Origin of the sequence: Xanthomonas arboricola pv. juglandis, from assembly GCF_001013475.1 — a bacterium.
GTDB classification, from domain to species: domain Bacteria; phylum Pseudomonadota; class Gammaproteobacteria; order Xanthomonadales; family Xanthomonadaceae; genus Xanthomonas; species Xanthomonas arboricola.
Window position 1 is genome coordinate 166341 of the sequence record NZ_JZEF01000001.1, and the last position, 24503, is coordinate 190843.

Annotated in this window: 20 protein-coding genes and 1 other RNA gene; 10 read left to right on the forward strand and 11 right to left on the reverse strand. The window is 66.0% G+C overall.

Annotated elements, in window-relative coordinates; all coding sequences use genetic code 11:
* Window positions 1-322 precede the first annotated feature (322 nt).
* Genes XARJCFBP2528_RS00650 through XARJCFBP2528_RS00675 form a run of 6 tightly spaced genes read left to right on the forward strand, consistent with a single transcriptional unit; the run spans window position 323 to window position 5742 of the window.
* A complete protein-coding gene (locus XARJCFBP2528_RS00650) occupies window positions 323-1165 on the forward strand; it encodes an STAS domain-containing protein (protein WP_039528520.1) in 843 nt (280 codons plus the stop codon).
* Between the two features lies 1 nt (window position 1166).
* Window positions 1167-1529, forward strand: a complete 363-nt coding sequence (locus tag XARJCFBP2528_RS00655) for an STAS domain-containing protein (protein ID WP_016901513.1) — start codon at window positions 1167-1169, stop codon at window positions 1527-1529.
* The gene (locus tag XARJCFBP2528_RS00660; protein ID WP_016901512.1) at window positions 1526-1921 is read left to right on the forward strand and encodes an ATP-binding protein; all 396 of its coding nucleotides are present in this window, start codon (window positions 1526-1528) and stop codon (window positions 1919-1921) included. The genes XARJCFBP2528_RS00655 and XARJCFBP2528_RS00660 overlap by 4 nt, the downstream gene beginning before the upstream one ends.
* Window positions 1912-2922 carry an ATP-binding protein gene (locus tag XARJCFBP2528_RS00665; protein ID WP_047124180.1) on the forward strand — a complete coding sequence of 337 codons (1011 nt, stop codon included), beginning with the start codon at window positions 1912-1914 and terminating at the stop codon, window positions 2920-2922. The genes XARJCFBP2528_RS00660 and XARJCFBP2528_RS00665 overlap by 10 nt, the downstream gene beginning before the upstream one ends.
* Window positions 2919-3794, forward strand: coding sequence for a sensor histidine kinase (locus XARJCFBP2528_RS00670; RefSeq protein WP_047124181.1), 876 nt, complete (start codon window positions 2919-2921; stop codon window positions 3792-3794). Before XARJCFBP2528_RS00665 ends, XARJCFBP2528_RS00670 begins: the two co-directional genes overlap by 4 nt.
* Window positions 3784-5742, forward strand: coding sequence for a response regulator (locus tag XARJCFBP2528_RS00675; RefSeq protein WP_180973866.1), 1959 nt, complete (start codon window positions 3784-3786; stop codon window positions 5740-5742). Before XARJCFBP2528_RS00670 ends, XARJCFBP2528_RS00675 begins: the two co-directional genes overlap by 11 nt.
* A gap of 231 nt (window positions 5743-5973) precedes the next feature.
* On the opposite strand, the gene XARJCFBP2528_RS00680 is transcribed toward XARJCFBP2528_RS00675, so the two are convergent.
* Together XARJCFBP2528_RS00680 and XARJCFBP2528_RS21770 are read right to left on the reverse strand one after the other, a co-directional pair.
* Window positions 5974-7623: a glycoside hydrolase family 43 protein gene (locus XARJCFBP2528_RS00680; protein ID WP_047124183.1), complete on the reverse strand. Its 1650-nt coding sequence runs from the start codon at window positions 7621-7623 to the stop codon at window positions 5974-5976.
* A 249-nt stretch (window positions 7624-7872) separates the two neighbouring features.
* Window positions 7873-7949: non-coding RNA, sX9 sRNA (locus XARJCFBP2528_RS21770), on the reverse strand.
* A gap of 108 nt (window positions 7950-8057) precedes the next feature.
* Between XARJCFBP2528_RS21770 and XARJCFBP2528_RS00685 the strand changes: the two genes are divergently transcribed.
* A complete protein-coding gene (locus tag XARJCFBP2528_RS00685; protein ID WP_047124184.1) occupies window positions 8058-10433 on the forward strand; it encodes a TonB-dependent receptor in 2376 nt (791 codons plus the stop codon).
* A gap of 148 nt (window positions 10434-10581) precedes the next feature.
* On the opposite strand, the gene trxC is transcribed toward XARJCFBP2528_RS00685, so the two are convergent.
* The 6 genes from trxC to XARJCFBP2528_RS00715 all read right to left on the reverse strand — a co-directional run bounded on the left by trxC (window position 10582) and on the right by XARJCFBP2528_RS00715 (window position 17658).
* Window positions 10582-11028 carry a thioredoxin TrxC gene (trxC, locus tag XARJCFBP2528_RS00690; protein WP_016901506.1) on the reverse strand — a complete coding sequence of 149 codons (447 nt, stop codon included), beginning with the start codon at window positions 11026-11028 and terminating at the stop codon, window positions 10582-10584.
* A gap of 176 nt (window positions 11029-11204) precedes the next feature.
* Complete coding sequence (locus XARJCFBP2528_RS00695; RefSeq protein WP_024938078.1) at window positions 11205-11570, reverse strand: DUF1428 domain-containing protein; 366 nt, start codon at window positions 11568-11570, stop codon at window positions 11205-11207.
* Window positions 11571-11958: 388 nt separating this feature from the next.
* A complete protein-coding gene (locus XARJCFBP2528_RS00700; protein ID WP_016901504.1) occupies window positions 11959-13089 on the reverse strand; it encodes a hybrid sensor histidine kinase/response regulator in 1131 nt (376 codons plus the stop codon).
* Window positions 13086-13664 carry a chemotaxis protein CheB gene (locus XARJCFBP2528_RS00705; RefSeq protein WP_024938076.1) on the reverse strand — a complete coding sequence of 193 codons (579 nt, stop codon included), beginning with the start codon at window positions 13662-13664 and terminating at the stop codon, window positions 13086-13088. The genes XARJCFBP2528_RS00700 and XARJCFBP2528_RS00705 overlap by 4 nt, the downstream gene beginning before the upstream one ends.
* 5 nt (window positions 13665-13669) lie before the next feature.
* Window positions 13670-14521: a CheR family methyltransferase gene (locus XARJCFBP2528_RS00710; protein ID WP_180973865.1), complete on the reverse strand. Its 852-nt coding sequence runs from the start codon at window positions 14519-14521 to the stop codon at window positions 13670-13672.
* Window positions 14494-17658: a response regulator gene (locus XARJCFBP2528_RS00715; protein ID WP_047124185.1), complete on the reverse strand. Its 3165-nt coding sequence runs from the start codon at window positions 17656-17658 to the stop codon at window positions 14494-14496. Before XARJCFBP2528_RS00715 ends, XARJCFBP2528_RS00710 begins: the two co-directional genes overlap by 28 nt.
* A 156-nt stretch (window positions 17659-17814) precedes the next feature.
* Between XARJCFBP2528_RS00715 and XARJCFBP2528_RS00720 the strand changes: the two genes are divergently transcribed.
* Entirely contained in the window at window positions 17815-18978 is a 1164-nt protein-coding gene (locus tag XARJCFBP2528_RS00720) for a PAS domain-containing sensor histidine kinase (protein WP_047124186.1), read from the forward strand.
* On the forward strand, window positions 18971-19339 hold the full coding sequence (locus XARJCFBP2528_RS00725) for a response regulator (protein ID WP_024938072.1): 369 nt from the start codon (window positions 18971-18973) through the stop codon (window positions 19337-19339). Before XARJCFBP2528_RS00720 ends, XARJCFBP2528_RS00725 begins: the two co-directional genes overlap by 8 nt.
* A gap of 84 nt (window positions 19340-19423) precedes the next feature.
* Here XARJCFBP2528_RS00725 and XARJCFBP2528_RS00730 read toward each other — a convergent pair whose 3' ends face one another.
* Both XARJCFBP2528_RS00730 and XARJCFBP2528_RS00735 read right to left on the reverse strand, forming a co-directional pair.
* Entirely contained in the window at window positions 19424-20773 is a 1350-nt protein-coding gene (locus tag XARJCFBP2528_RS00730) for a glycoside hydrolase family 16 protein (RefSeq protein WP_047124187.1), read from the reverse strand.
* Between the two features lie 427 nt (window positions 20774-21200).
* Window positions 21201-21476, reverse strand: coding sequence for a DUF2798 domain-containing protein (locus XARJCFBP2528_RS00735; RefSeq protein WP_039528493.1), 276 nt, complete (start codon window positions 21474-21476; stop codon window positions 21201-21203).
* Window positions 21477-21611: 135 nt separating this feature from the next.
* On the opposite strand from XARJCFBP2528_RS00735, the gene XARJCFBP2528_RS00740 reads away from it, so the two are divergent.
* Window positions 21612-22577 carry a LysR family transcriptional regulator gene (locus XARJCFBP2528_RS00740; RefSeq protein ID WP_047124188.1) on the forward strand — a complete coding sequence of 322 codons (966 nt, stop codon included), beginning with the start codon at window positions 21612-21614 and terminating at the stop codon, window positions 22575-22577.
* A 187-nt stretch (window positions 22578-22764) separates the two neighbouring features.
* Here the strand turns inward: XARJCFBP2528_RS00740 and XARJCFBP2528_RS00745 are convergent, their stop codons facing one another.
* Window positions 22765-24348, reverse strand: a complete 1584-nt coding sequence (locus XARJCFBP2528_RS00745; protein ID WP_047124189.1) for an alpha-N-arabinofuranosidase — start codon at window positions 24346-24348, stop codon at window positions 22765-22767.
* Between the last annotated feature and the right edge of the window lie 155 nt (window positions 24349-24503).

A 24503-nucleotide genomic window follows, 5' to 3' on the forward strand; every position in this document is an offset into this window, starting at 1 on the left:
TCGGCGGCTGCATGCACGGCCGAGCCGGCGGCGGACGCCAACCGGCTGCCGTCGCGCCTGCAATCGTCGCGCCCGTGTGGCAAGGGAACGGGACGGCAGTCATCGCATCTTTGCAGGCGTGGTCGCGCTCACGTTCACCGCGTGCGCCGCAATGTCAAACTCTGTCTGGACGTTCCTCTGACCGCTACAGGTTCGTCGCTGGTTGCCGAAACTGAATTGCTTTATTCTGCTGCGCTTCGGCGTGGGGGCGCCGCGCCAGATAGGGGGCGCCATCGTCCCGCATGCCCAGCCTTCTCTCTTCTTACTCTCGGCGGGTGATCTCATGGTGGCATTGCAGCAGCGCTCGATCGATGCGATTCGTGGCCAGGAAAGTGCATTGTTGGCTGCATGGCTGGGCTCCAGCCTGGGCAGCGATGGACGGATTTCCCGGCAGGACATCGAAACCCAGAGTGCGGACTTTTTGCATCTGTTGGTCGCTTCCCTGAAGGACGGCGGCAGTAGCCTGGACAGCGCCGACTGGAGCGAGGTACGTCGTTTCCTGGAAAACCTGTCGCGTGACCGCGCCACCCGCGGCTTCGATTCGCAGGAAACCGCCAACTTCATCTTCTCGCTCAAGCGGGTGCTGTTTGCGCTGGTGCAGCGCGAGTATGCCGATACGCCTGAGGAGCTGGGCCAGCAGCTGTGGGCGCTGTCCGAGCTGCTGGACCGTCTGGGCCTGTACACCGTCAAGGCGTTCCAGAAGACCCGCGAAGACATCATCGTGCGCCAGCAGGAAGAAATGCTGGAGCTGTCCACCCCGGTGGTCAAATTGTGGGATGGCGTGCTGGCACTGCCGATGATCGGCACGCTGGATTCGCAGCGCACCCAGGTGGTGATGGAGTCGCTGCTGCAGCGCATCGTTGATACCGGCTCGGAAATCGCCATCATCGACATCACCGGCGTGCCCACCGTGGACACGCTGGTCGCGCAGCACCTGCTCAAGACCGTCACTGCGATCCGCCTGATGGGCGCCGACGCTATCATCAGCGGGGTGCGCCCGCAGATCGCGCAGACCATCGTGCACCTGGGCCTGGACCTGCAGGGCATCGTCACCAAGGCCAACCTGTCCGACGCGCTGGCGCTGGCGCTCAAGCGCATCGGCGTGACCGTCAGCAAGGCAGGCTGACATGGAGCGCATCCCGATCCTGCGGATGGGCGACCTGCTGCTGGTCACCATCCAGGTGGACATGCACGACCAACTGGCGATGACGCTGCAGGAAGACCTGTCGGAAAAGATCAGCGCCACCTCCGCGCGCGGCGTGCTGATCGACATTTCCGCACTGGACATCGTCGACTCCTTCATCGGCCGCATGATCAGCACCATCTCCGGCTTGGCGGCGATCATGGATGCCAGGACCGTGGTGGTGGGCATGCAGCCGGCCGTGGCGATCACGCTGGTCGAGCTGGGCCTGACCCTGCCGTCGGTGCGCACCGCGCTCAATGTCGAACGCGGCATGCGCCTGTTGCAGCAACCCGATCGCGATTCATGACCACCGGTTCGCAACCGGTGCGCACCGAACAGGATGTGGTGCTGGCCCGGCAGACGGTACGCAAGCTGGTGGTGCAGTGCGGCCTGCGTCTGGTCGACCAGACCAAGCTGGTCACCGCAGCCAGCGAGCTGGCCCGCAACACCGTGATCTACGGCGGCGGCGGCGACATGGATTGGGCCCTGGTGGAAAGCGGCATCCGCAAGGGCGTGCAGCTGACCTTCCGCGACGAAGGCCCCGGCATACCCGACCTGGATCTGGCGCTCACCGATGGCTGGACCTCCGGCAGCGGACTGGGACTGGGCCTGTCCGGCAGCCGTCGGCTGGTGGATGATTTCGTGCTGGACACCGCAGCCGGCAAGGGCACGCGCATCACCATCACCAAATGGAAGTGATGCTTGCTGGCGAGGTCACGCGCGCGTTTCGCGTCGACGAAACCAGCCAGGTCGGGCAGGCACGGCGCGAGGCGGCGGCGCTGGCACTGACGTTGGGTTTCGATGAGGCCGCCGGCGGGCGCGTGGCGCTGGTGGCCACCGAGCTTGCCACCAACATGGTCAAGCATGGACGTGGCGGCTGGCTGCAGTTGTCCACGGTGGTCACACGTCAGGGCATGGGCGTGGAGATCTGCGCCATCGACGGCGGCCCCGGGTTCGCACTCGTGGACGGCCTGCGCGATGGCTATTCCACCGCCGGGACGCCGGGCACCGGGCTGGGCGCGATCAAGCGCCAGGCGCAGGTGCTGGACGCGTATTCCGATGCCAAGGGCGCGGTCGTGATGGCACGGCTGTTCGTGCAGCAACGCGCCGAGCTGGACGTGCCGTACGGCGCCATCCGTCTGCCGCTGCACAACGAAACGGTATGCGGCGATGCCTGGCATCTGGCGATTGGCGAACAGCGGGCGACCGTCACCGTGATCGATGGCCTGGGCCACGGTCCCGGCGCTGCCGATGCTGCCGACGCCGGGATGCGCGCTGCAACCACGGCCAGCGGCGAGCCCGGCGAGCGCATCGCGCAGCTGCATGCCGGCATGTCCGGTACCCGCGGCGGCGCGGCGGCGGTGACGCAATTCGACAGCAGTACCGGCCGGGTGCGCTTTGCCGGTGTGGGCAATATCGTCGCGTCGCTGTGCGATGGCGACGGCGTGCGTGGCATGCCGTCGCATCCGGGCATCGTCGGGGTGCAGTTTCGCAAGGCGCAGCCGTTCGATTTTCCGGACGCCGCCGGCAAGCTGCTCATCATGCACAGCGATGGCCTGCAGTCACGCTGGAACCTGCGCGATCACCCGGGTCTGCTATCGCGCCATCCGCGTCTGATTGCGGCGGTGCTGTTGCGCGATTACACGCGAGGCCGCGACGATTGCGGCGTGTTTGTCATGCGGCTGGGAGGCCTGCAATGAATGCTTCCGGTGCGGCATCGCCGATTGATCCGCTGGCCGAACTCGACGCGCTGCGGCAGCAGAACCAGGCCCTGCGCGAAGAGTTGGAAGAGACCAACCAGGGCGTGTTGGCGCTGTATGCCGAGCTGGATCAGCAGGCCGAACAGCTGCGCGACGTGTCCGAGCTCAAGAGCCGCTTCCTGTCGTACATGAGCCACGAGTTCCGCACCCCGCTCAGCTCGATCCTGAGCATCACGCGGCTGCTGGAAGACGGCATGGACGGGCCGCTGACTGCCGAGCAGTCCAAGCAGGTGCGCTTTGTCAGCGCCTCGGCGCGCGAGCTCACCGAGATGGTCGACGACCTGCTGGATCTGGCCAAGATCGAGGCCGGGCGCATCACCATCTCGCCGGGCTGGTTCGACTTGATGGACCTGTTTGCGGCCTTGCGCGGCATGTTCCGCCCGCTCACCGATGCCGGCAGCACCACCTTGATCTTCGAAGATCCGCCGGTGCTGCCGATGCTCTATACCGACGACAAGAAGCTGGCGCAGATCCTGCGCAACTTCATTTCCAACGCGCTCAAGTTCACCCCGCAAGGCCATGTGCGTGTGTTCGCGCAGCTGGAAGGCGAGACCCATGTGCGCTTCGGCGTGCAGGACACCGGCATCGGCATTCCGGCCGAGCTTCACGACGCCTTGTTCGAGGATTTTGTACAGGTGGATTCGCCGTTGCAGAAACGCCTCACCGGCACCGGTCTGGGGCTGTCGATCTGCAAGCGGTTCGCCGAGTTGCTGGGCGGCACGGTGGGGATCAACAGCGTGGTCGGGCAGGGCTCGGAATTTTTCGTGGTGCTGCCGGTCACGCTGGCAGCGGAGGATGCACTTGGGCAGTAAGCCGCACATTCTGGTGGTCGACGACAACGCGGTGACGCGTTATTCGGTGCGCCGCGTGCTCGAACATCACCAGTTCGTGGTCGACGAAGCCGGCACCGGCACCGACGGCCTGGCCAAGCTGGCCGAGCAGGCATTCTCTGCGGTGGTGCTGGACGTCAATCTGCCGGACATGAGCGGCTTTGACATCGTGCGCACGCTACGCGCCGAGCCGCGCACCGCGTTGCTGCCGGTGGTGCACGTGTCGGCGGCATCGATTGCCACCGGCGACATGATCACCGGCCTGGAGGCCGGTGCCGACGCCTACCTGATTCACCCGGTCGACCCCAGCGTGCTGGTCGCCACGCTGCGCACCCTGTTGCGTGCGCGCCAGGCCGAAGACGCCTTGCGTATCAGCGAGGCACGCTTCCGCGAGATCTTCGAGCACATCAGCGCACCGATTGCGGTGGTCGATGCCAGGCTGCACACGCATGAGGCCAATGCGGCGTTTCAGCGCCTGATCGGTACCGTCACGCCCGGCGAGGCGCTTGCCGTGCCCGGCGTGGACCAGGCCGCCACCGTGCAGGCGCTGACCGACGCGCTGGCGCAGCGCGAGCGCTGGAGTGGCGCCTTGTCGATCCTGCGCGAGGGCAAGGTGTGCGAAACCGAGTGGCGCGTGTCGCCGTATCGCGAACCGGATCTGGGCCTGCTGCTGGTCGAGGACGTCACCGAACAGCGCCTGCGCGAGCGCGAGCAGCGCCAGGAACTGGATACCGCCACCACCGAGCTGGCCCACCAGATCGCCGAGCGCCAGCGCACCGAAATCCAGTTGCTGCAGGCGCAGAAGATGGAAGCGCTGGGCAAGCTCACCGGCGGCATCGCGCACGACTTCAACAATCTGCTGACCAGCATCATTTCCGGCCTGGACATGATCCAGCTGGCGGTCGAGTCCAACCGCATCGAGCGGGTGCCGCGGCTGGCCGAGATCGCCACCGGCTCGGCGCATCGCGCCGCCGCGCTGACCCAGCGCATGCTGGCCTTTGCACGCAAGCAATCGCTGGATGCGCAGGCCTTCGACATCAATGCACGCGTGCGTTCGCTGGAAGACATGCTGCACCGCTCGATCGGCGAGAACATCGTGCTGGAACTGGAGCTGGCGGACACGCCGCTGGTGGCGGTGGCCGATGCCAATCAGCTCGAAAACGTGGTGCTTAACCTGGTGATCAACGCACGCGACGCGTTGAAGGGCCGGGGCACCATCCGCATCCAGAGCGCGGCCTATACCGCGCAAGGCGATCCGGAACTGGACGATGGCGATTACGTGGCGGTGAACGTGATCGACAACGGCAGCGGCATCGAGCCTGCGATTCTCAATCAGGTCTTCGAGCCGTTCTTCACCACCAAGCCGATCGGCGAGGGCACCGGCCTGGGCTTGTCGATGACCTATGGCTTTGCGCGCCAGTCCGGTGGCACCGCACGCATCACCAGCACCGTGGGCCGCGGGACCACGGTGGCCTTGCTGCTGCCGCGCGGGCTCACCGCCAGCGCAGTGCCGCCGGCACCGGCACCGAGTTCGCCCCGTGCCCGCAGCGAGCGCATCCTGCTGGTGGACGACACCGACGTGGTGCGCATGATGGTGAGCGAGGTGCTCAGCGATGCCGGCTACCACGTGGTCGAAGCCGAAGATGCCAACGGCGCGCTGGATCAGTTGCGCGCCGGGGTGGAGATCGATCTGGTGGTGTCCGACGTCGGCCTGCCCGGCATGAACGGGCGCGACATGGCCGACGTTGCGCGCGCGCTGCGGCCCGGCTTGCCGATCCTGTTCATCACCGGCTACGCCGAAAATGCCGCCACCCGCCAGGAATTCCTGGCCGACGGCATGGCGCTGCTGCCCAAGCCTTTCAGCCTCAACGACCTGCTCAACATGGTCGGGCAGATGCTCGATAGCAGCGTGATCGCCGCCCGCGCCTGACGCGGTTTACGCGCGTAGGCGCCAGCTGTCGGTGCCTGCGTCTGCCGCGCGACGATGACGACGATGTGCGCGCGCCGCCTCAGGCGTTGACCGCGTCCAATCCAATGTCGAACTACGTGTGTTTCAGGTGTGCGCTGCCTGTGCCCAACGCGCCGCGTTGCGCGCGCCTGGCTGCAGTGGATGCTTGTCCAGTGCGCCGGCAGCGCCGGCGTGTCATTGGCGGGCGTGCGCTCACTGCGCGTACGCGTAGGGGCCGAACGTGGCACCCAGGAAACCGCCGGCGCTGTCGGTGCTGAGCATGCGGGCATCGCCCTGTTCCAGCAGCGTCTGCCACTGGCCGCTGCCGACTGCGTAATCCACATGCACGCGTGCGCCATCCAGGGCAAAGCGCAGCGTGACCGGTTGGGTTGCATCGGCCAGCGGCGCGCGCGCCAGCACGGTGCCGCTGCCTGGCTCCTGCGTCCCGGCGCGGCGCGACAGCACCACCGACATGCCAGCATCCTCGCGCACCAGCAGTAAGGCCAGGTAATGCGTTTCCCTGGCGACGATTGCCAGCCCGGCCTGTTCGCCCGCTGCCAGCGTGCTGCCATCGACGGTCGCCGCCAGCGTGGCGTGGTGATGCTGCAGACGGTGGCCCAGATACGCCGGCTGCCCGCGGCCGATATCGCCCAGCGCCACGCTCGAGGGCGTGATGCGCAGACCCTGCGGGCCGGTGACATACCACGGCGTCGTTGGCGGATGGATGGTCATCCATTGCATCGGCACGCGTGCGTCCTGGAAATGCTCGCTCCACTGCATCGGCCCGCTGGTGGGTGCGTCTTGCGTGCCTGCCGGTAGCGGCGGGCGCGTGGCGACCGCAGGCACTGCCGTGCCGTGCGGCAATATCACCGGCCAGCCGTCGCGCCACTGCACCGGCAGCAGGAAGGTTTCGCGACCCAGGGTGTAGTGGTTGCCTTGATACGGGCGGGTGGCCAGGAATACCGCCCACCAGGAGCCGTCCTGCAATTCGACCAGTTGCGCGTGACCGGCGGAGGTGATCGGCGCGCTGCGGCTGGGGTCCAAATCGCGCTGGGTCAGCACTGGATTGCCGCTCCAGGGCTGATATGGCCCGGCGATCTGGCGGCTGCGGTAGATCATCTGTGCATGCTGCTCGCCGGTGCCGCCCTCGGCTGCGGTCAGGTAGTAATAGCCATCGCGGCGGAACAGATGCGGGCCTTCGATATGCTCGGGGTTGCTGGCAGGTTGGAAGCCCGCATCCACCAGCACCTGGCGCGTGCCGACCAGTTTCATGCTGGCCAGATCCAGCCGCTGCAGCCAGATCGCGCGGTGCCCGTCGTAACGCAGCTTGCCGGCCGGCACATCGTTGTTGACCAGCCAGGCGCTGCCGTCGTCGTCGAAGAACAGCGATGGGTCGATGCCCTTGGCATCCAGCCAGATCGGGTCCGACCAGGGCCCGGCCGGGTCCTTGGCGGTGATCAGGAAATTGCCGTAATCGCAGTAGAAACAGGTGTTGGCGATGTAGAAGGTGCCGTCGTGGTGGCTGATGCTGGCGGCGAACAGGCCGCGGGTGAGTTCGTCGTTGCCGTATTTGATTTGATCAGGGCGATCGATCGCGTTGCCGATCTGCGTCCAGTGCACCAGATCGCGGCTCTTGAACACCGGCAGGCCGGGGAAATAGCCGAAGCTGGAGTTGACCAGATAGAAGTCGTCGCCCACGCGGACCGCCGAGGGGTCCGGATGGAAACCGGCCACGACCGGGTTGCGGTACTGCGCCGCGGTCGGTACCGGGCCGCCATCATCGCCCTGGTAGTCGATCCGGCTGATCACCGCGCTGCCGGCCTGCGCCAGCTGACAACTCACCGCGGCCAGTACGCCCGCCATCCATCCAAGTCGTTTCAAGCTCTGTCCCTCGCCGCTGAGCGCGTCCGCATGGCGCCAGCATGCCAGCACGCGGCTAGCGCAGGCATGCCGTTTCGAAATGCCTGGCGCGCGCCGCGGCATGGCTCTGCAACGGCGGCCATGTGCGCAACGGCACGCTTGCCATAGAGCTGCAACATTGCTGACATATCGTGCGCGCGGCGCCACCTAGCGTCGTCGGCCGGCATGCCCGGTGTCGACGGACGCTGGAGTGGTCAACAAAACGTGGCGAGCGGTTGTCAAGTGGGCACGGACGGTAGGGGAGGAACCGGCGTGTACGAGTGCGACGTGCCGATTCCAAGTACCGGCCGTGCCCGCCTGATCGCCGCGCAGTCATGTTGATCGCCGCGTTTGCCTCCGTGTCACCCCTCGCGTCACCTACCCAAGGATCATCTCGCATGTCGCTGTACTCGTCTGTCTCCGCGTCCCTGACGTCCGCCACCACGCACGCACCCGCACGCCGTCGCGCCGCCTTGCAGCGCACGCCGCTGGCGCGTGCCTGCGCCGGCCTGCTGCTTGCCTCGCTGGCCGCCGCTGCCTCTGCGCAGCAGGCGCCGACGCGCCAGGGCGAGAGCGAGGGCAGCCCGACCGCGCTGGATACGGTCACCGTCACTGCCGAACACCGCGAGCAGAACCTGCAGGAAGTGCCGGTGTCGGTGGGCGTGGTGCAGGGCGCGGCGATGCGCGAGTTCACCGCCGGTGGCGACGACACACTGCTGGCGCTGTCCGGCCGCGTGCCGGGCTTCTATGCCGAGACCACCACCGGGCGCATCTTCCCGCGCTTCTATATCCGTGGCCTGGGCAATATCGATTTCTACCTCGGCGCTTCGCAGCCGGTGTCCATCATCCAGGACGACGTGGTGCTGGAGCACGTGGTGCTCAAGTCCAACCCGGTCTATGACGTGGACCAGGTCGAAGTGCTGCGCGGCCCGCAGGGCACCTTGTTCGGCCGCAACACCACCGCCGGCATCGTCAAGTTCGACACCATCAAACCCGGCGATACCTATACCGGCCGCGTCGATGCCAGCTACGGCAGCTACAACACGGTGTCGCTGGACGGCGGCTTCGGCGGCCCGATCAACGACGTGCTGTCGTTCCGTGTGTCGGCCCTGTACCAGCACCGCGACGACTGGGTGGACAACACCTTCGCCGGCAGCAGCGCCGACGGCACGCGTACCCCGCGCAAGGATGCGATGGGCGGCTACAACGACCGCAATGCGCGCCTGCAGCTGCTGCTCAAGCCCAACGACGCGTTTTCGCTGCTGGGCTCGGTGCACACGCGCGACTACGACGGCACCTCCACGTTGTTCCTGCGCAATGCGGTCACGCGCGGCAGCGACAAGGTCGACGTGCCGCGCGATCGCGTGGCCTACGACGAGGCGCACGACAACCCGCAGGCGTATCAGACCGACGGCGGCTCGATCAAGGCGATCTACGATTTCGGCGGCGTGTCGCTGACCTCCATCACCGCCTACGAAACCACCTCCGGCTATAGCCGCGGCGACACCGATGGCGGCGCCGCGGCGAACTACCCGGTCAACGGCGTGCCGAACGGCTTCGGCCAGTCGATGGGGCAGATCCGCGACCTGGATCAGTACACCCAGGAACTGCGTCTGGCCAGCGAAGGCGACGACGCTCTGCAATGGCAGGTGGGCGCGTTCTACTTCGACGGGCGCGACACCACCGATTTCTATCAGCGTGCGTATTTCCTGCAGACCGCCGCGCGCAACCCCAACAACTGGGTGCGCCTGCGCAACACCAATACCTCCTGGGCCGGGTTCGGGCAGCTCAGCTACAAAGCCACCGACGCACTCACCCTGACTGCCGGTCTGCGCCAGACCAAGGACAGCAAGGAAACCCGCCTGCTCAAGACCGCCGATACCGCCGCCGGTGCGGTGACCTATCGCGGCCGTCGCGACGTGCGCATGTCCGATACCCAGCCCAGCTGGGATCTCAGCGCGATGTATGAGATCAATCCCGAGCTGAGCGTCTATGCGCGCGTGGCACGCGGTTTCCGCGGTCCGACCATCCAGGGCCGCAGCGCGGTGTTCAATTCGGATTTCACCACCGCCGATTCGGAAACCATCCTGTCGTGGGAGGCCGGCATCAAGAGCAGCCTGTTCGACAACCGCCTGCGTCTGAACGTCAGCGGCTTCACCTACACGGTGGACGACATCCAGCTCAACGGCAACGATTCGGACGGCAACGGCGTGCTGTTCAATGCCGACAAGGCCAAGGCCTACGGCCTGGAGGCGGATCTGGACTGGCGCCCGATCTCCAACCTGTCGCTGACCGTCGGCCTGAGCCTGTTGCACAGCGAAATCCACGACGATCGCGTCTACGCGCAGGCCTGTGCGCTCAACGGCGTGGTGGTGTGCACGGTCAACGACCCGACCATCCGCGTCGGTGCCAACACCTTTGCGCAGATCGACGGCAACCCGTTGCCCAACGCGCCCAAGTACAACCTCAACCTGGCCGCGCGCTACGACATCCCGGTGGGCAACGATGGCGCCTTCTTCGTCTCCACCGACTGGAACAAGCAGGGCGAAACCAGCTTCGTGCTGTACGACTCCACCGAGTTCCGCGCCAACGGCAATTTCGAAGGCGGCCTCAAGCTTGGCTACACCGGCGGCTATGGTGCGTGGGAAGTGGCGGCGTTTGCGCGCAACATCACCAACGAGAAGAACGTCAAGGGCGTGATCGAAAACTACATGGCTGCGGTGTACAACGAGCCGCGCGTGGTGGGCGTGTCGGTCAACGTCAACTGGCAGTAAGAGCGACTGAAAAGTCGCCAGCGGCTGCACAGTGCTCTGGTCAGCCGCTCCCGGTGATTGATCGATCGACTGCACCACTGCGCGTGTCGCAGTGATGCCGACAGCAGAACCAGACCCGCTGCGTACATCATGCAGCGGGTTTTTTGTATCAACGGCTGCGCAACACCGACTGCACCCAGCTGACGATCTGCGCGCTGCTCACCGCGCCGGAGTGACGGCCCAGCTCACTGCCGCCGCGGATGACCAGCAAGGTCGGGATGCTGCGGATGCCGAAGCGCGTGCCCAGTGCCGGATGCAGATCGGTATCGACCTTCGCCAGCCGGACCTGCGGTTCGAGCAGTGCCGCGGCTGCGGCAAACTGCGGCGCCATGCTCAGGCACGGCCCGCACCACGGCGCCCAGAAATCCACCACCAATGGCAGCGCGCTGCGCACCGCATGCTTGTCGAAATCGGTGCCCGACAGCGCCACCGGCGTCCCCAGGAACAAGGGCTTGTGGCAACTGCCGCAGTTGGGTGCATCGCGCAGACGCGCAGCTGCGACACGGTTCATCGCAGCGCAGCTCGGGCAGGCGATCAAAAGCGGTGCGTCGGTCATGCGGCGGTCTCCGGTGGCAGGCAATGCAGTCGCTGTGCTCGCACGCCATGGCGGCAAGTGCGGCTGCATGCGGCCAGTGTAACTGCCATCGCCGAAGGTCCGGTGCCGTCGGCCACGAACGCAACACCGGGCGTGCGGCGCTCATGCCACAAGCTGGCGCACGCGCGCTGCAGTGCTCAGCCCGATTGCCCCAGGCTCAGGATCGGAACGAAGCCGCCGTAGATCAGGCGCTTGCCATCGAACGGCATCGGGTTGACCGATGGGTCCATGCGCGGGTCGTCCATCATCTTGCGCATGCCCGCATCGCGGGTCGCCTTGTCCGGCCATTCGATCCACGAAAACACCACGGTTTCGTCCTCGCCGGCATCGACCGCGCGATGGAAGTCGGTCAGTTGTCCATGCTGGACGTCATCGCCCCAGCACTCCACCACGCGCAGCGCGCCGTACTCGATGATGATGGCATCGCCCATGCGGGCATGTTCCAGAAACGCGGCCTTGTTGGCCGTCGGCACCGCGAGCGCAAACCCATCCACATACGACATGACCACCTCCTCAGACACGGCGCACGGCGTGCGCCTAATGATGACGAACAGATGCTGGTGCGACCGAAACAAGCTGGAATGCGGCGCCGCGATGGATGTCGCCCGCGCGTGGAATGCGAGCATACGGTGCATCCGGATGGCGAGCACTGGTCGCGCTCGCATGACCATGCACACCGTTGTCGTGCCCGGTTTCGTTCTCGTATCGCATGCGCGGCACGCTGCGTGCCGCGTCCTGGATGAGTTCGTCAGAGGGATTGTGTTGTGGCGATGGGCTGGGCTTGCGACAGGCCGCCAGCCCCGGATTGCACCGGCTTCGATCACCCATCACGCCTTGCCGGGCGCCGCGGCGAACGCCCGGCGTGATGCTTGGTCGCCCCGTTGGCCGCGATTACGCGGCCAGATTGCGTCGCCGCAGCACGGCTTCAAACACCACGTCGCCGCTTTCGTTGCGTGCCTGCAGCGTACCGCCGTGCGCCTTGACGAACTGGTCGGCGATAAACAGGCCCAGCCCCAGGCCCTGGCTGGCATGGAAGCTGGCCTTGAACGGCTCGAACAGGCGCGGCATCAGGCTGTCCGGGATGCGTCCGACATTGCGCACCGACAGCCGCAGCGTGTCGCGTTCGCGTCCGTCCAGATGCACCCGCACCGGCTGGCTGCCGCCATGCAGCACCGCGTTGCCGACCAGGTTGGACACGACCTGGGCCAGCCGATCGCCATCGCCATCGCCGTCCAGATCACCTTCGGTACGCAGGTCGATCGGCGTGTGCGGATTGGCCTGCGCTACTTCGCCCACCACACTATGGGTGACTTCACCCAGATTGCAGGGGCCGAATTGCATCGACAGCCCGTCGCTGCGCAGCCGTGAGAAATCCAGCAGCTGCTCGACCATCCGCGCCATCCGCCGCGCGCTGTTTTCCAGGTGATCGAGCGTGCGTGCGGCCGAGCCATCGGCCTCCACATCCAGGCTGAGCTTGTCGGCGCACAGCAGGATCACCGACAGCGGGGTGCGCAGGTCGTGGGTGAGTACGGCCATCATGGTTTCGTTGAGGGTGAGCGCGCGTTCCAGCGAGGCGTTGCGTGCCTTGAGCAGGCGCCGCTGCTGGTACAACTCGATGAACACATTGACCTTGCTCAGGATCACGTGCGGCTCGATCGGCTTGTGCAGGAAATCCACCGCGCCGGTTTCGTAGCCCTGGAAGGCGCGCATCGGATCGTTCGGCGATGCGGTCAGGAAAATGATCGGCACATGCCGGCTGCGCTGCGAGCCGCGCATCAGTTCGGCCAGCGAAAAGCCGTCCATTTCCGGCATGTGCACATCCAGCAGCGCCAGCGCCACATCGTGTTCGAGCAGCAGCTCCAGCGCCTGCGCGCCGGACGCGGCACACAGCACCTGGAGGCCGTCGCGCTGCAGCAGCGCTTCCGTCGCCACCAGGTTCTGTGGCACGTCGTCGACGATCAGCAGCTTGGCGGGTTCGTCGCCATTGCCGTGCGCAGCCAGGCCGGTCGCGGTGAGATTCATGGGTGAAAGGCTTCCAGTCGGCTGCAGATCGCCTGCAGGGTGAGCACCGCATCGGCGCCAGCATAGGCGAGAGCGGAGGCGGGCATCAGCGGTGAGGCGGCATCGTCGGGGCGCTGGATCCAGGCGGTGCCACCGACCGCGCGCACGGCTGCCACGCCGGCGCTGCCGTCGCTGCTGGCGCCGGTGAGCAGGATCGCCAGCAGGCGCTGCCCGAAGACGTCGGCCGCCGATTCGAACAAGGGGTCGATCGCCGGGCGCGAGAACAGCACCGGTGCATCCATCGACAACGCCAGACTGTCGCGCGTTTCCACCAGCAGATGGTAGTCGGGCGGGGCGATGGTCACGCTGCCGGCAAGCAGCGGCTGCTTGTCTTCGGCCTCGCGCACCGGCAAGGCGCAGCGTGCATCCATCAGCTCGGCAAGATGGCTGGTGCGGTCGCGCGGCAGGTGCAACACCACCAGCACCGGCATCGGCAGGTCCGCAGGCAGGCTGGACAGCAGCGCCTGCAAGGCCATGACGCCGCCGGCCGAGGCGCCGATCACCATCGCGTCGAACTGCGCCGCCGCCGCGTGCATTGCGTTCATGCCGCCGCCTTGCGGAACAGGCGCTGCTCGCGTGCCACGGTTTCGAACGCCTGCGCATGCGCACCGAACTGCAGCGACTCCTTGCTGCCCAGGCCCAGGAACCCGCGGTGCACCAATGCATCGTGGAACAGGCCCACGGCACGGTCCTGCAGGCTGCGGTTGAAATAGATCAGCACGTTGCGGCACGACACCAGGTGCACTTCGGAGAACACCGTATCGGTGGCGAGGCTGTGGTCGGCGAAGACGATATTGCGCTTCAACCGGCGATCGAACACCGCGCCGTCGTAGGCGGTGGTGTAATAGTCCGAGAGCGAGCCGCGGCCGCCGGCGTCCAGGTAATTGCGGCTGAACTGCGCGATGCGGTCGATGCCGAAGGCGCCGGCCTCGGCCATGCCCAGTGCTTCGGGATTGATGTCGGTGGCGTAGATCACGGCCTTTTCCAGCAGGCCTTCTTCGTGCAGCAGGATCGCCAGCGACCAGACTTCCTCGCCGGTGCTGCAGCCGGCCACCCACAGCTTGATCGACGGATAGGTGCGCAAGACCGGCACCGCATGCTCGCGCAGTACGCGAAAGTAGGCCGGGTCGCGGAACATCTCCGACACCTGCACGGTGAAGAACTGCATCGCCTGCGCAAAGGTGTCCGGTTCGTGCAGCAGGCGGTGCTGCAGATCGGCCACGCGCTCGCACTCCAGGCGTGCCATCGCGTGGCGCATGCGCCGGCGCAGCGACGACACCGCGTAATCACGGAAGTCGTAGTGGTAGCGCTGGTAGACCGCTTCCAGCAGCACCCGCAGCTCCAGGTCGAACAGCTCCACCGCGTTCATTGCCGCGAGCACCACACCCGACACAGCGACACCAGCTTGTCCACGTCGATGGGCTTGGCGATGTAGTCGTTGGCACCGGCCTCGAGACAACGTTCGCGATCGTCGGCCATGGCCTTGGCGGTCAGCGCGATGATCGGCAGATCCTGCCACTGGCGGTCGGCGCGGATCTGGCGCATCGCGGTCAGGCCATCCATCTCCGGCATCATGATGTCCATCAGCACCAGATCCACCTCGTGCTTGGCCAGATGTTCCAGCGCCTCGCGGCCGTTGCGGGCGATCTGCAGCGTCACGCCCAGCGGCTCGAGCACGCTGGAGAGCGCAAAGATGTTGCGCACGTCGTCCTCGGCCAGCAGCACGGTGGCGCCGTCCAGCACCGCGTCGCGGCGGCGCGCTTCGCGCAGCAGGCGTTGCTGGTCGCTGGGCAGCGAGGCTTCCACACTGTGCAGGAACAGCGTCACCTCATCGAGCAGGCGTTCGGGCGAGCGCACGCCCTTGATGATGATGCTCTTGGAGTAGCGGCGCAGGCGTTGTTCCTCGTCGCGGGTGAGCGCGCGCCCGGTGTAGACGATGACCGGTGGAAACGCGACTGCGTCGTTGCCGGCCATGCGCTCGAGCAGGTCGTAGCCGCTGCCGTCGGGTAGCGCCAGATCGGTGACCATGCAATCGAAGGTTGAGCCGGCCAGCTGCTGCATCGCCTCGGCGATGCTGCCCACTGCGATGATGTCCAGCTGATCGCGCGCCAGCAGCAATTGCAGATTTGCACGCAGCGCGCTGTCGTCTTCGACGATCAGCAGGCGGCGCACCGCGCGTGCATTGGTGTCTTCCAGTTGACGGATCGCGCCCGCCAGCAGCTCGCGCGTGGCCGGCTTGATCAGATAGCCCACCGCACCCAGTTCCAGCGCAATCTGGCTGCGCTCCAGCGCGGAGACCACATGCACCGGAATATGGCGCGTGGCCGGATCGCGCTTGAGGCGTTCGAGCACGCTCAGGCCGGACGCATCCGGCAGGCCGATGTCGAGCAGGATGCCGCTGGGACGCAGTTCGGCGGCCAGGCGCAGCGCTTCTTCGGCGCTGGGCGCCACCACGCAATCGAAGTCCAGCTCGTGCGCCAGGTCGACCAGCGCCTGTGCAAAGCGTGCTTCGTCTTCCACCGCCAGGATCAGCCGGCCGGGACGGGTGCGTTGGTCGCGATCATCGTCGGCGCGCTGCAGCGGCGGGGCGGCGGCTGCCGGAATCGGCAGCGGCATTCCCGTGGACGCAACCGTTGCGCGCCCATCGAGGCGCGAGGCCATGGCCGTGCCACTGGCGGATTGCAACGACGGCGCGGCGCCGATCGCCATCGCGCCCGCGCTGGCCTGTGCTGCGGTGACCAGCTCGGCGGGCGCGCCGTCGATCGGCAATTCCAGCGTGAAACAGCTGCCGCGTCCGGGCTGGCTGTCCACGCGGATGCTGCCGCCCATGCGCTGGGCCAGGTCGCGCGAGATCGACAGCCCCAAGCCGGTGCCGCCGTAGCGACGGCGCGTGCTGCCATCGGCCTGGCGGAATGCTTCGAAGATGACCTCGGTCTGTTCGTGCGCGATGCCGATGCCGGTGTCGTTGACCTTGAACAGCACTCGTCCCGGCGTGTGCGCCTGGATCGACAGGCTGACGCTGCCGTGCTCGGTGAACTTGATCGCGTTGGCCAGCAGGTTCTTGAGAATCTGCTGCAGGCGTTGGCTATCGACGACCAGTTGCGTCGGTGCGTCCGATTCGGCAGCCAGCTGCAACGCCAGGCCTTTCTGGCGCGCCAGCGGCTCGAAAGTTTCGCGCAGGCGCTGCAGCACCGAGCTGGTGGCGACGGTTTCGTCGGCGAGTTCCACATGCCCGGCTTCGATCTTGGACAGGTCGAGAATGTCGTTGATCAACGCCAGCAGATCGTTGTTGGACGACAGGATCGCCTGCGCGTATTTCACCTGCTCGGGGCTGAGTGTGCCGTCCTTGTTGTCCGACAGCAGCTTGGCCAGGATCAACGCGCTGTTGAGCGGCGTGCGCAGCTCGTGCGACATGTTGGCCAGGAATTCGGATTTGTAGCGCGAGGCGGTGGACAGCTCGTTGCTGTTGCGCACCAGCTGATTCTGCGCGATCAGCAAGGCCTGCTTCTGCGCTTCCAGCGCCTGGGTGCGCTCTTCCAGCTGCACGTTGGTCTGTTCAAGCTCGGCCTGCTGCAGTTCCAGATCGCTTTGCGATTGCTGCAGGCTGCGGCTTTGTTCCTCCAGCTCCTCGTTAGCCACGCGCAGCTCTTCCTGCTGGGTCTGCAGCTCTTCGCTTTGGCGCTGGGTTTCTTCCAGCAGGGCCACCAGCTGCGCGCGCAGCAATGCCGTGCGCAAGGCCAGGCCGATGTTCTCGCCGCAGCGCGTGAGGAGTTCTTCCTCGCGCGTGCGGGCAGTGCCCGGCGCAGCGGCGCGGCCCAGCTCGAGGATGCCGATCACCCGCCCATCGGCGATGACCGGTGCCAGCAGCAGTTCCTGGCAGGCGCTGCGTCCCAGGCCCGAGGCGATCTGCAGATGTCCGGCCTCCACACCGCGCACCCGGCGCACCGCGCCGCTACGCAAGGCCTCGCCGAGTTGGCCGGCATCGGTCGGCAATGTCTTGGACGCATCGGCCGGCAGCGCGGCGCCGCCGGTCAGACGCAGGCGCTCGCCCTCGATGCGATACAGCGCGCCGACCTGCGCATCCAGCGTGTCGCACAGCGCGCGCACGGCAGCATTGGCCAGATCGTCCGGGCTGTGATCGCCGCGCAAACTGGCTTCGACGGTGTTTTCGGCCTGCTGCAGCCACAGCGCCAGTTCGGCCTGGCGGCGCGCGCGGATCGCCTGCATCACCACCAGCGCCATCGCCAGGAACGACACCCCGCCGATGCTGCGGTTGATCGAGGAAAAACTCGAACTGGTACTGGATGGCGCCAGCTGAAAACCGACTGCCAGCAGCACGCACGAGAGCGCGGCGACTACCAGAGGCACCTGCACGCGATTCTGGAAGACCGTCACGCCCACCGCGACGAAATAGGTCAGCCACACCGCATAGCCGAGCGGCGTGACCAATTCCACGCCGAGCGTTCCCGCCATCAGGGCCCCCGCGATCACCCACACCCAGCGGTCGCGTGTGGTCGAGATGTTCTGCATAAAGGCGCGGACCGGACAGGGAGGGCGGTCATGGTAGCCGATAACTTTCACGCGCAAATCGCCGGGATTTTGACGCTCTGCAGCTGGGTCGGCTTGCACGCAGCCTTCACGCACTCGTCACTATGGTCGCGCGCTTTCTCGGGGGAAAGTCGCGTGATGGATGCGGAAACGGCCGTCGACAGTACGGGGCCGCTTTCTCACGACAGCCGGCAGTGCCAGCTGTTGGTGCAGAGCGTGTCCGATTATGCGATCTACATGCTCGATACGGGCGGCCATGTGTGCAGCTGGAATCCCGGCGGCGAGCGCATCAAGGGTTACACCGCCGGCGAGATCATTGGCTCGCATTTTTCGCGCTTCTATCTGCCAGAGGATGCGCAGGGTGGCGAGCCGGCCCGCAATCTGGACACCGCCAGACGCGAGGGGCGCTTTGCCACCGAAGGCTGGCGGGTGCGCAAGGACGGCAGCCGCTTCTGGGCAAGCGTAGCGATCGAGCCGGTGCTGGAATTCGGCGTGCTGGTGGGGTTTGCCAAGGTCACCTGCGACATCGACCAGCGGCACCAGGCGCAGCAGCTGTTGCAGCACGCGCAGCACGCCCTGATGCAGTCGCAGAAGGTGGATGCGCTGGGCCGCCTGACGCTCGGCATGGCGCACGATTTCAATAATCTGCTGACCGTGATGGTGACCAGCCTGGACCTGATCGCGCTGCGTGCCGGCGACGATGCGCGCACGCGCATGCTGGTGGAAGCGGCGCAGACGGCAGTCGATCGCGGCACCTTGCTGACGCGCCAGCTGCTCGCCTTTGCACGCGGGCAGCGGCTGATTCCCGAGCGCCATGGCGCCAACGCGGTGGTGACGCGCTCGCTGGAACTGCTGCGGCGTGCCTGCCCGGCCGGCCTTGCCTTGTCGCTCGAGTTTGCCGAGCAATTGCCCGATATCCGCGTGGACCCCGGCCAACTGGAAGCGGCCTTGCTCAATCTGGTGTTCAACAGCTGCGATGCCATGCCTGGCGGCGGCAACATCGTGCTGGAAACGGCCGTGCAGCAGCGTGTTGCGCCGTCCGATCCGCATGGCCGGCCGCGCAACTACGTCAGCATTGCCGTGCGCGATGATGGCCCCGGCATGTCTGCACACGTGGCGCAATGCGCCAGTGAGCCATTTTTCACCACCAAGGACGTGGGCAAGGGCTCGGGCCTGGGATTGAGCCAGGTATACGGCTTTGCGTCCCAATCCGGTGGTTTTGTCGAGCTGGATACCGCTCCTGGCCATGGCACCACCGTTACCCTGTTTCTCCCGGCCATCGAGGAGGCTGAGCATGACTGAATCCCTGCGTCTGTTGATGGTGGAAGATCAGCAGGAATTGCGCGAACTGATCGGCGAGGCACTGCGCGATGCAGGCATCACCGTCGAAACCGCCGACGACGGCCATAGCGCCTTGCGCATGCTGCGCGAGAACGGCCCTTACGATGTGGTCTTCAGCGACATCCGCATGCCCAACGGCATGTCGGGCATCGAACTGAGCGAACACGTGGCGCAGCTGCTGCCGCAGGCGCGGGTCATCCTGGCCTCGGGGTTTGCAAAGGCGCAATTGCCGCCGCTGCCGGCGCAGGTGGATTTCCTGCCCAAACCGTATCGCCTGCGTCAGCTAATCGATGTGTTGAAAGGCGTGGCAACCAACGCCTGAGCGTTGGCTGCGTGTGTCCTGCGCTGCAGAAAGTCCTGCCTGCAATCGCGCAGGCCGTGACCGAGAGTCCTGCGTCTACGCCGCTCAACGGCTTTGGTAGTACACCTTGTCGATGGCGATCTCCACTGGCGCAGCCGGCGGATCGGCCACCAGCATGAACATCTGTTTGACCGCCTGCAGATCCAGGTCGTAGAACGCACTGAAGGGAATGCTCACCTCGTGCCAGGCGCCATCGCGCACCAGGCCGTATTGATTGCTGCCCGCAGCAAAATCCACCCAGCTGTCGCCAAAGCTGGTGTTGATGCCGATCTTGAAGGTCGATGGCGTGGTGGTTTTCAGATGCAGCTTCAGCGCGCCGCCGGCATAGGCGGCCATGTTGCGATAGTCGGTCTGGATGCCCAGGCCATACCAGGCACCGGCGTTGGCGCGGTAGGCCATCACGTTGCTGCCTTCGAACGGCGCCTGCGCAATCGGGGTGAGGTTGTTCCACAGATACAGCTCGGCATCCTGGCCGAAGTTGAGTCGCCCGCTGGTATCGGCCTGCTCGGTGAACACGCCGAAGCGCCCGGCAGGCGCTGCGTGTTGCGCACCCACATACAGTTGCGAACCGGGGTTTTGATACAGGCGGATATAATCGATCTCCATCCTGCCCGGCAACGGCGCGGTCACCGCCGCAGGCGAGGTGATGCCGGTATAGGTGCCACCCACGGCGAGATTGAGCAGCAGATACTGCTGCTGATGGAATTCGTGCAGCGAGGCGCCTTCGATATTGGAGATCGCAAACTCGAAGTATTGCTGGCCGTCGATCGACACGCGGATGAACTGCGGGTCCCAGGTCATGCGGTACACATGGAAGTCGGCATGCAGATCCACCGGGCTGGTGTAGCTGGTGTCGTAGTCGGCCTGCTGACCGTTGTAGTCCCAGTGCACCGCGGCACCGATACGGCGATTGGCGGTGCCATTGGCGATAGCCGCGGCCATGCCGGCTTCCAGCAGGTCGATCTCGCCGCGACCTGGCCACACGCCGATGGTGCCCAGCATCCAGTACGCCGGCCATAGCCCGTTGCCCACCACCGGCGTCTTGATGCGCGCCTCCAGCGTGCCGTACCTGAAATGCATACGGCCTTCGGTCTTGAGACGCGCCGAGGTAAACGGCATGCCCTGGAACGCTTCGCGTCGCGCTTCGATCACCAGCCGGCCGTTATCGATACGCGCGTTTTCGGCGCGGCTGGTGTAGTACTGCATCTCGCCGTTGCCCCAGCCGCACAGGCCGATCTGGCAGCCGTTGCCGACGTCGTAGGTCCACTTGTTGCCATCGATGCCGGGGCCATTGAAGTTGTCTTCCCAGACCAGGGTTTGCGCGTGCGCGCCTGGTGGCATCGCCGCTGCGCACAGCAGGGCGAACTGCACAGCGACACTGCGTAGCGTGTTCATTGCGTGCGTCTCCAAAAGTGGACCGACGTCCATGGAGAAGTGACGCTGCGCAGCGGCTACTTCAGTGTCAAAGCAATTGTGTGGCGCGTTTCAGTTCCGTGGTGTTCATTCCGGAATAATCCAGCATTGGCATGACGGCGGTCGCAGACTGCATGCGCCGGATGCTGCGTGGCAGCAGCTGGCTGCGGATGTTTCGTTGCGGGCGCGACCGCATCGGCGCGTCCAGCTCAATGCGTTCAAGCCGACAGATGCTTCGAGCGCCAACGCATGCACGCGTTGGCAGGCGCTGGAGCGGCTACGGCGCTGGGAACGCCATCGGAATGCCACCGTGGCCGGCAAGCCAGGTGCTGCGGCACATCGATGGCCTTGCGGATGCATCGGCACGATTGCCCGCGGCAGCGTTTCGCGCATGCCGCATACGTCGGACTCAATGCCCGGCGTGCACCGTCCAGGCCACCAGCCGTATCACCAGCGGTCGCACCACCAGCACGCAGCAGAACGCGGTGGGCATCGCAATGCGGTAGGCATCCAGCACGCGCCACAGGTAGCCGGGGGCAAGGCCGGTGTTGGCGCCGGTGATCACCAGGCACATCAGCAAGGCCATGATCGCGGCCATATAGAACGCGAACACAAACGGGGTGGTGCGCACGCCGAGTTTCCAGCGCGGGCGCAGCAATGAGGAGGAGGGGGGAGATGACGACATGCAGTGGCCTCGGTTGCCGCGGATCGGCGTGATGGGAAGCACTGTAGAGACGCCACCGCGGGCGGGGTAGATCGCGTAGCCTTGCGGCTTACGTAAGAAAAACTTACGAATCGTTTGGTAATACTTGCCTAGCCAATGAACATTCTTCAGTCCATCCGTAGCTTTGTCAGCACTGTCGATGCCGGCAGCATTGCCGGAGGCGCCAAGTTGCTGGGGATCAGTGCGGCTGCGGTCAGCCAGAACATCGCGCGACTGGAGCAGCACCTGGGCGTGCGTCTGCTGCACCGGACCACGCGCAGCCTGGCGCTGACCGAACGCGGCACGCTGTACTTCGAGCAAGTGCGGCAGCTGGAGCGCGACCTGGAGCGCGCGCGCCAGTCGGTGGCCGGGCCGCAGCAGGCGCCGGCGGGGCGCTTGCGGGTGGCCAGCACCGCAGCCTTTGCGCGGCACGTGCTCGCCCCGATGCTGCCGGCCCTGCGCCAGCAGTACCCGCAGCTGGAGATCGAGCTGCTGTGCACCGACCGGGCCGTGCAGCACGCGCAGGAAAGCGTGGATGTCAGCCTGCGCATCGAAGCGCAGCTGGAAGACGGTCTGGTCGCACGCTGCATCGCCCAGGTACCGCTGGTGGTCTGCGCAGCGCCCGAGTATCTGGCGCGCTGCGGGACGCCGCAGGGCGCGGACGACTTGAAATATCACGATTGCCTGCTGTTGCGTTACCCGGTCGACGGGCGCTGCCTGCCGTGGAATTTCGTGCGCAATGGCGTGCGCTTCCAGCCGGAACTGGGCAAGGCGATGGTCAGCGACGACATCGACGCGCTCGCCACCATGGCCGCGGCCGGCGGCGGCATCGCGCGCCTGGCCGCCTATGTCGTACAACCTTACCTGCAGCGCGGCGAGCTGCAGCCGCTGTTTGTCTCCGATCTCGCCAGCACCGCCCAGGCATTGCCGGAGCCGCTACGGATCTACCTCTGCGTCGCCGATCGCCGCGACTTCACCCCGAAGGTGCGCGCCTTCATGGAACACGTGCTCGAACGCCTGCCGGTGCAATGGCGTACTGCCGAGCCCGCGCTGGCGCCGGCTCACGCAGCAACCGGAGTGTAGCCAGCATTCGACATCTGGAGAGCGCCTGGTTCCGTGCTCTGTTCGACAGGGCGCACGTGGGGGTGACGTGCTGATGCCTGATGGATGCCGGGTTGCTTGAGAGCGAACGACGCTGAAGACGCAGTTTGCGCAGTCGTCGTTCTCGACCAACGACTAAGGCGGCAGTTGATGCTGCCGCCGCCATCGCTCACTCCAGCTTGAGCATCACAACCGAGCGCGCCGGCAGCGTGACAGTCACTGCGTTGCCTTGCATGCGTGCCCCCTTGAACGCCTTGGGTTCCACTGTGCGCGGTTGCGTAAAGGTATTGTGCGCAGTGATCGCCGGCCCGGTCAGAATCTGCCCGGTCACCCCGCGCGCCGGGAGGCCATCCACCTGCACACTGGCGCTCGCGGCCGACGTCGCATCCAGATTGGTCAGGGCGATATAGACGTGTCCATCCCTGGCCTTGACCGCCGAGCCGTGCACTGCGGGCACGTGGACATCGCCATGGCGATACTCGGGTGTCTGCAGGCGCAACGGCAGCTGGGTGGCGTCCTGGTAGGGCTTGTACAGCGCGAACACATGGTAGGTGGGCGTCAGCACCATCTTGTCGCCGTCGGTGAGGATCATCGCCTGCAGCACATTGACCATCTGCGCGATATTGGCCATGCGCACGCGCTCGGCATGTGCGCTGAAGATGTCGATGTTCAACGACGCCACCAGTGCATCGCGCAGCGTGTTCTGCTGATGCAGGAAGCCCGGGTTCGCATCCGGCAGCCCGGCGTACCAGGTGCCCCATTCGTCCACCACCAGCGCGACTTTCCTGCCCGGGTCGTAGCGGTCCATGATCGCGCTGTGTTTGCGGATCAGCTCGTCCATCACCAGCGTGCGCGACAGCGTGTCGATCCAGGCGGCTTCGTCGAAGTCGGTGGAGGAGGCGCGCGGTGGCCAGCCACCTGGCACGGTGTAGTAATGCAGGCTCAGGCCGTCCATCAGCGTGCCGGCCTCGCGCATCATCACCTCGGTCCAGTGGTAATCGTCGTTGTTGGGGCCGGGCGCGATCTTGAGGATCTTCTGATTGGCCGGCGCCTTGACGAAGGTCTGGTAGCGCCGATAGACGTCGGCCGCGTATTCGACGCGCATGTTGCCGCCGCAGCCCCACAGCTCGTTGCCGACGCCGAAGTAGGGCACCTGCCACGGTGCGTCGCGGCCATTGGCGCGGCGCTCGTTGGCCAGGCTCGAGCGGGTCGGTGCCGTCATGTATTCGGCCCACTGCGCGATCTCGTCCGGCGCCGCATTGCCCACATTGCCGGCGATATAGGCCTGGGTGCCGAGCAGTTCGGTGAAGTCCATGAACTCGTGCGTGCCGAAGCGGTTGGACTCTTCCACGCCGCCCCAGTGCGTGTTGACGCTGACCGGGCGCTTGGCCGGCGCACCGACGCCATCGCGCCAATGGTATTCGTCGGCAAAACAGCCGCCGGGCCAGCGGATGTTGGGCACCGCAATCGCCTTCAACGCTGCCAGCACATCGTTGCGATAGCCGCGCGTATTGGCAATCGCCGAGTCCTCGCCGACCCACACCCCGCCGTAGATGCCGGTGCCCAGATGCTCGGCGAACTGGCCGAACAGCTGCCGCGACACCTGTGCACCGGGCTGGTCCACGCGCAGCGTGCCGGTCACCTTTACCTCGGCCGCAGGAGCGGTAAGCGCACTGGCGAGCAAGGCCGCGCCAACGACAGCCTGCAACAGCCGTCCGGGTGAGATTCGCAAGGCGGGGGAAATCCACTGCATCGGCTTGGCGCTCCTGTGCTGATCGATCGAGGGGGCGCACGCCGCTGCGTGGCGGGCGCGTCGCTAGCCTAGTGCCTGCAATGGCAGGTTGTCGCTGCATCGCGATCAATCAGCCAGGGCTGGCGCAGGTCTCGCCGACATGGTCATCACGTCGC

Coding starts and splice junctions, on each gene's coding strand:
- XARJCFBP2528_RS00650 (WP_039528520.1), top strand. CDS start 323: ATGGTGGCATTGCAGCAGCGCTCGATCGATGCGATTCGTGGCCAGGAA.
- XARJCFBP2528_RS00655 (WP_016901513.1), top strand. CDS start 1,167: ATGGAGCGCATCCCGATCCTGCGGATGGGCGACCTGCTGCTGGTCACC.
- XARJCFBP2528_RS00660 (WP_016901512.1), top strand. CDS start 1,526: ATGACCACCGGTTCGCAACCGGTGCGCACCGAACAGGATGTGGTGCTG.
- XARJCFBP2528_RS00665 (WP_047124180.1), top strand. CDS start 1,912: ATGGAAGTGATGCTTGCTGGCGAGGTCACGCGCGCGTTTCGCGTCGAC.
- XARJCFBP2528_RS00670 (WP_047124181.1), top strand. CDS start 2,919: ATGAATGCTTCCGGTGCGGCATCGCCGATTGATCCGCTGGCCGAACTC.
- XARJCFBP2528_RS00680 (WP_047124183.1), bottom strand. CDS start 7,623: ATGGCGGGCGTACTGGCCGCGGTGAGTTGTCAGCTGGCGCAGGCCGGC.
- XARJCFBP2528_RS00685 (WP_047124184.1), top strand. CDS start 8,058: ATGTCGCTGTACTCGTCTGTCTCCGCGTCCCTGACGTCCGCCACCACG.
- trxC (WP_016901506.1), bottom strand. CDS start 11,028: ATGACCGACGCACCGCTTTTGATCGCCTGCCCGAGCTGCGCTGCGATG.
- XARJCFBP2528_RS00695 (WP_024938078.1), bottom strand. CDS start 11,570: ATGTCGTATGTGGATGGGTTTGCGCTCGCGGTGCCGACGGCCAACAAG.
- XARJCFBP2528_RS00700 (WP_016901504.1), bottom strand. CDS start 13,089: ATGAATCTCACCGCGACCGGCCTGGCTGCGCACGGCAATGGCGACGAA.
- XARJCFBP2528_RS00705 (WP_024938076.1), bottom strand. CDS start 13,664: ATGCACGCGGCGGCGGCGCAGTTCGACGCGATGGTGATCGGCGCCTCG.
- XARJCFBP2528_RS00715 (WP_047124185.1), bottom strand. CDS start 17,658: ATGCAGAACATCTCGACCACACGCGACCGCTGGGTGTGGGTGATCGCG.
- XARJCFBP2528_RS00720 (WP_047124186.1), top strand. CDS start 17,815: ATGGATGCGGAAACGGCCGTCGACAGTACGGGGCCGCTTTCTCACGAC.
- XARJCFBP2528_RS00725 (WP_024938072.1), top strand. CDS start 18,971: ATGACTGAATCCCTGCGTCTGTTGATGGTGGAAGATCAGCAGGAATTG.
- XARJCFBP2528_RS00730 (WP_047124187.1), bottom strand. CDS start 20,773: ATGAACACGCTACGCAGTGTCGCTGTGCAGTTCGCCCTGCTGTGCGCA.
- XARJCFBP2528_RS00735 (WP_039528493.1), bottom strand. CDS start 21,476: ATGTCGTCATCTCCCCCCTCCTCCTCATTGCTGCGCCCGCGCTGGAAA.
- XARJCFBP2528_RS00740 (WP_047124188.1), top strand. CDS start 21,612: ATGAACATTCTTCAGTCCATCCGTAGCTTTGTCAGCACTGTCGATGCC.
- XARJCFBP2528_RS00745 (WP_047124189.1), bottom strand. CDS start 24,348: ATGCAGTGGATTTCCCCCGCCTTGCGAATCTCACCCGGACGGCTGTTG.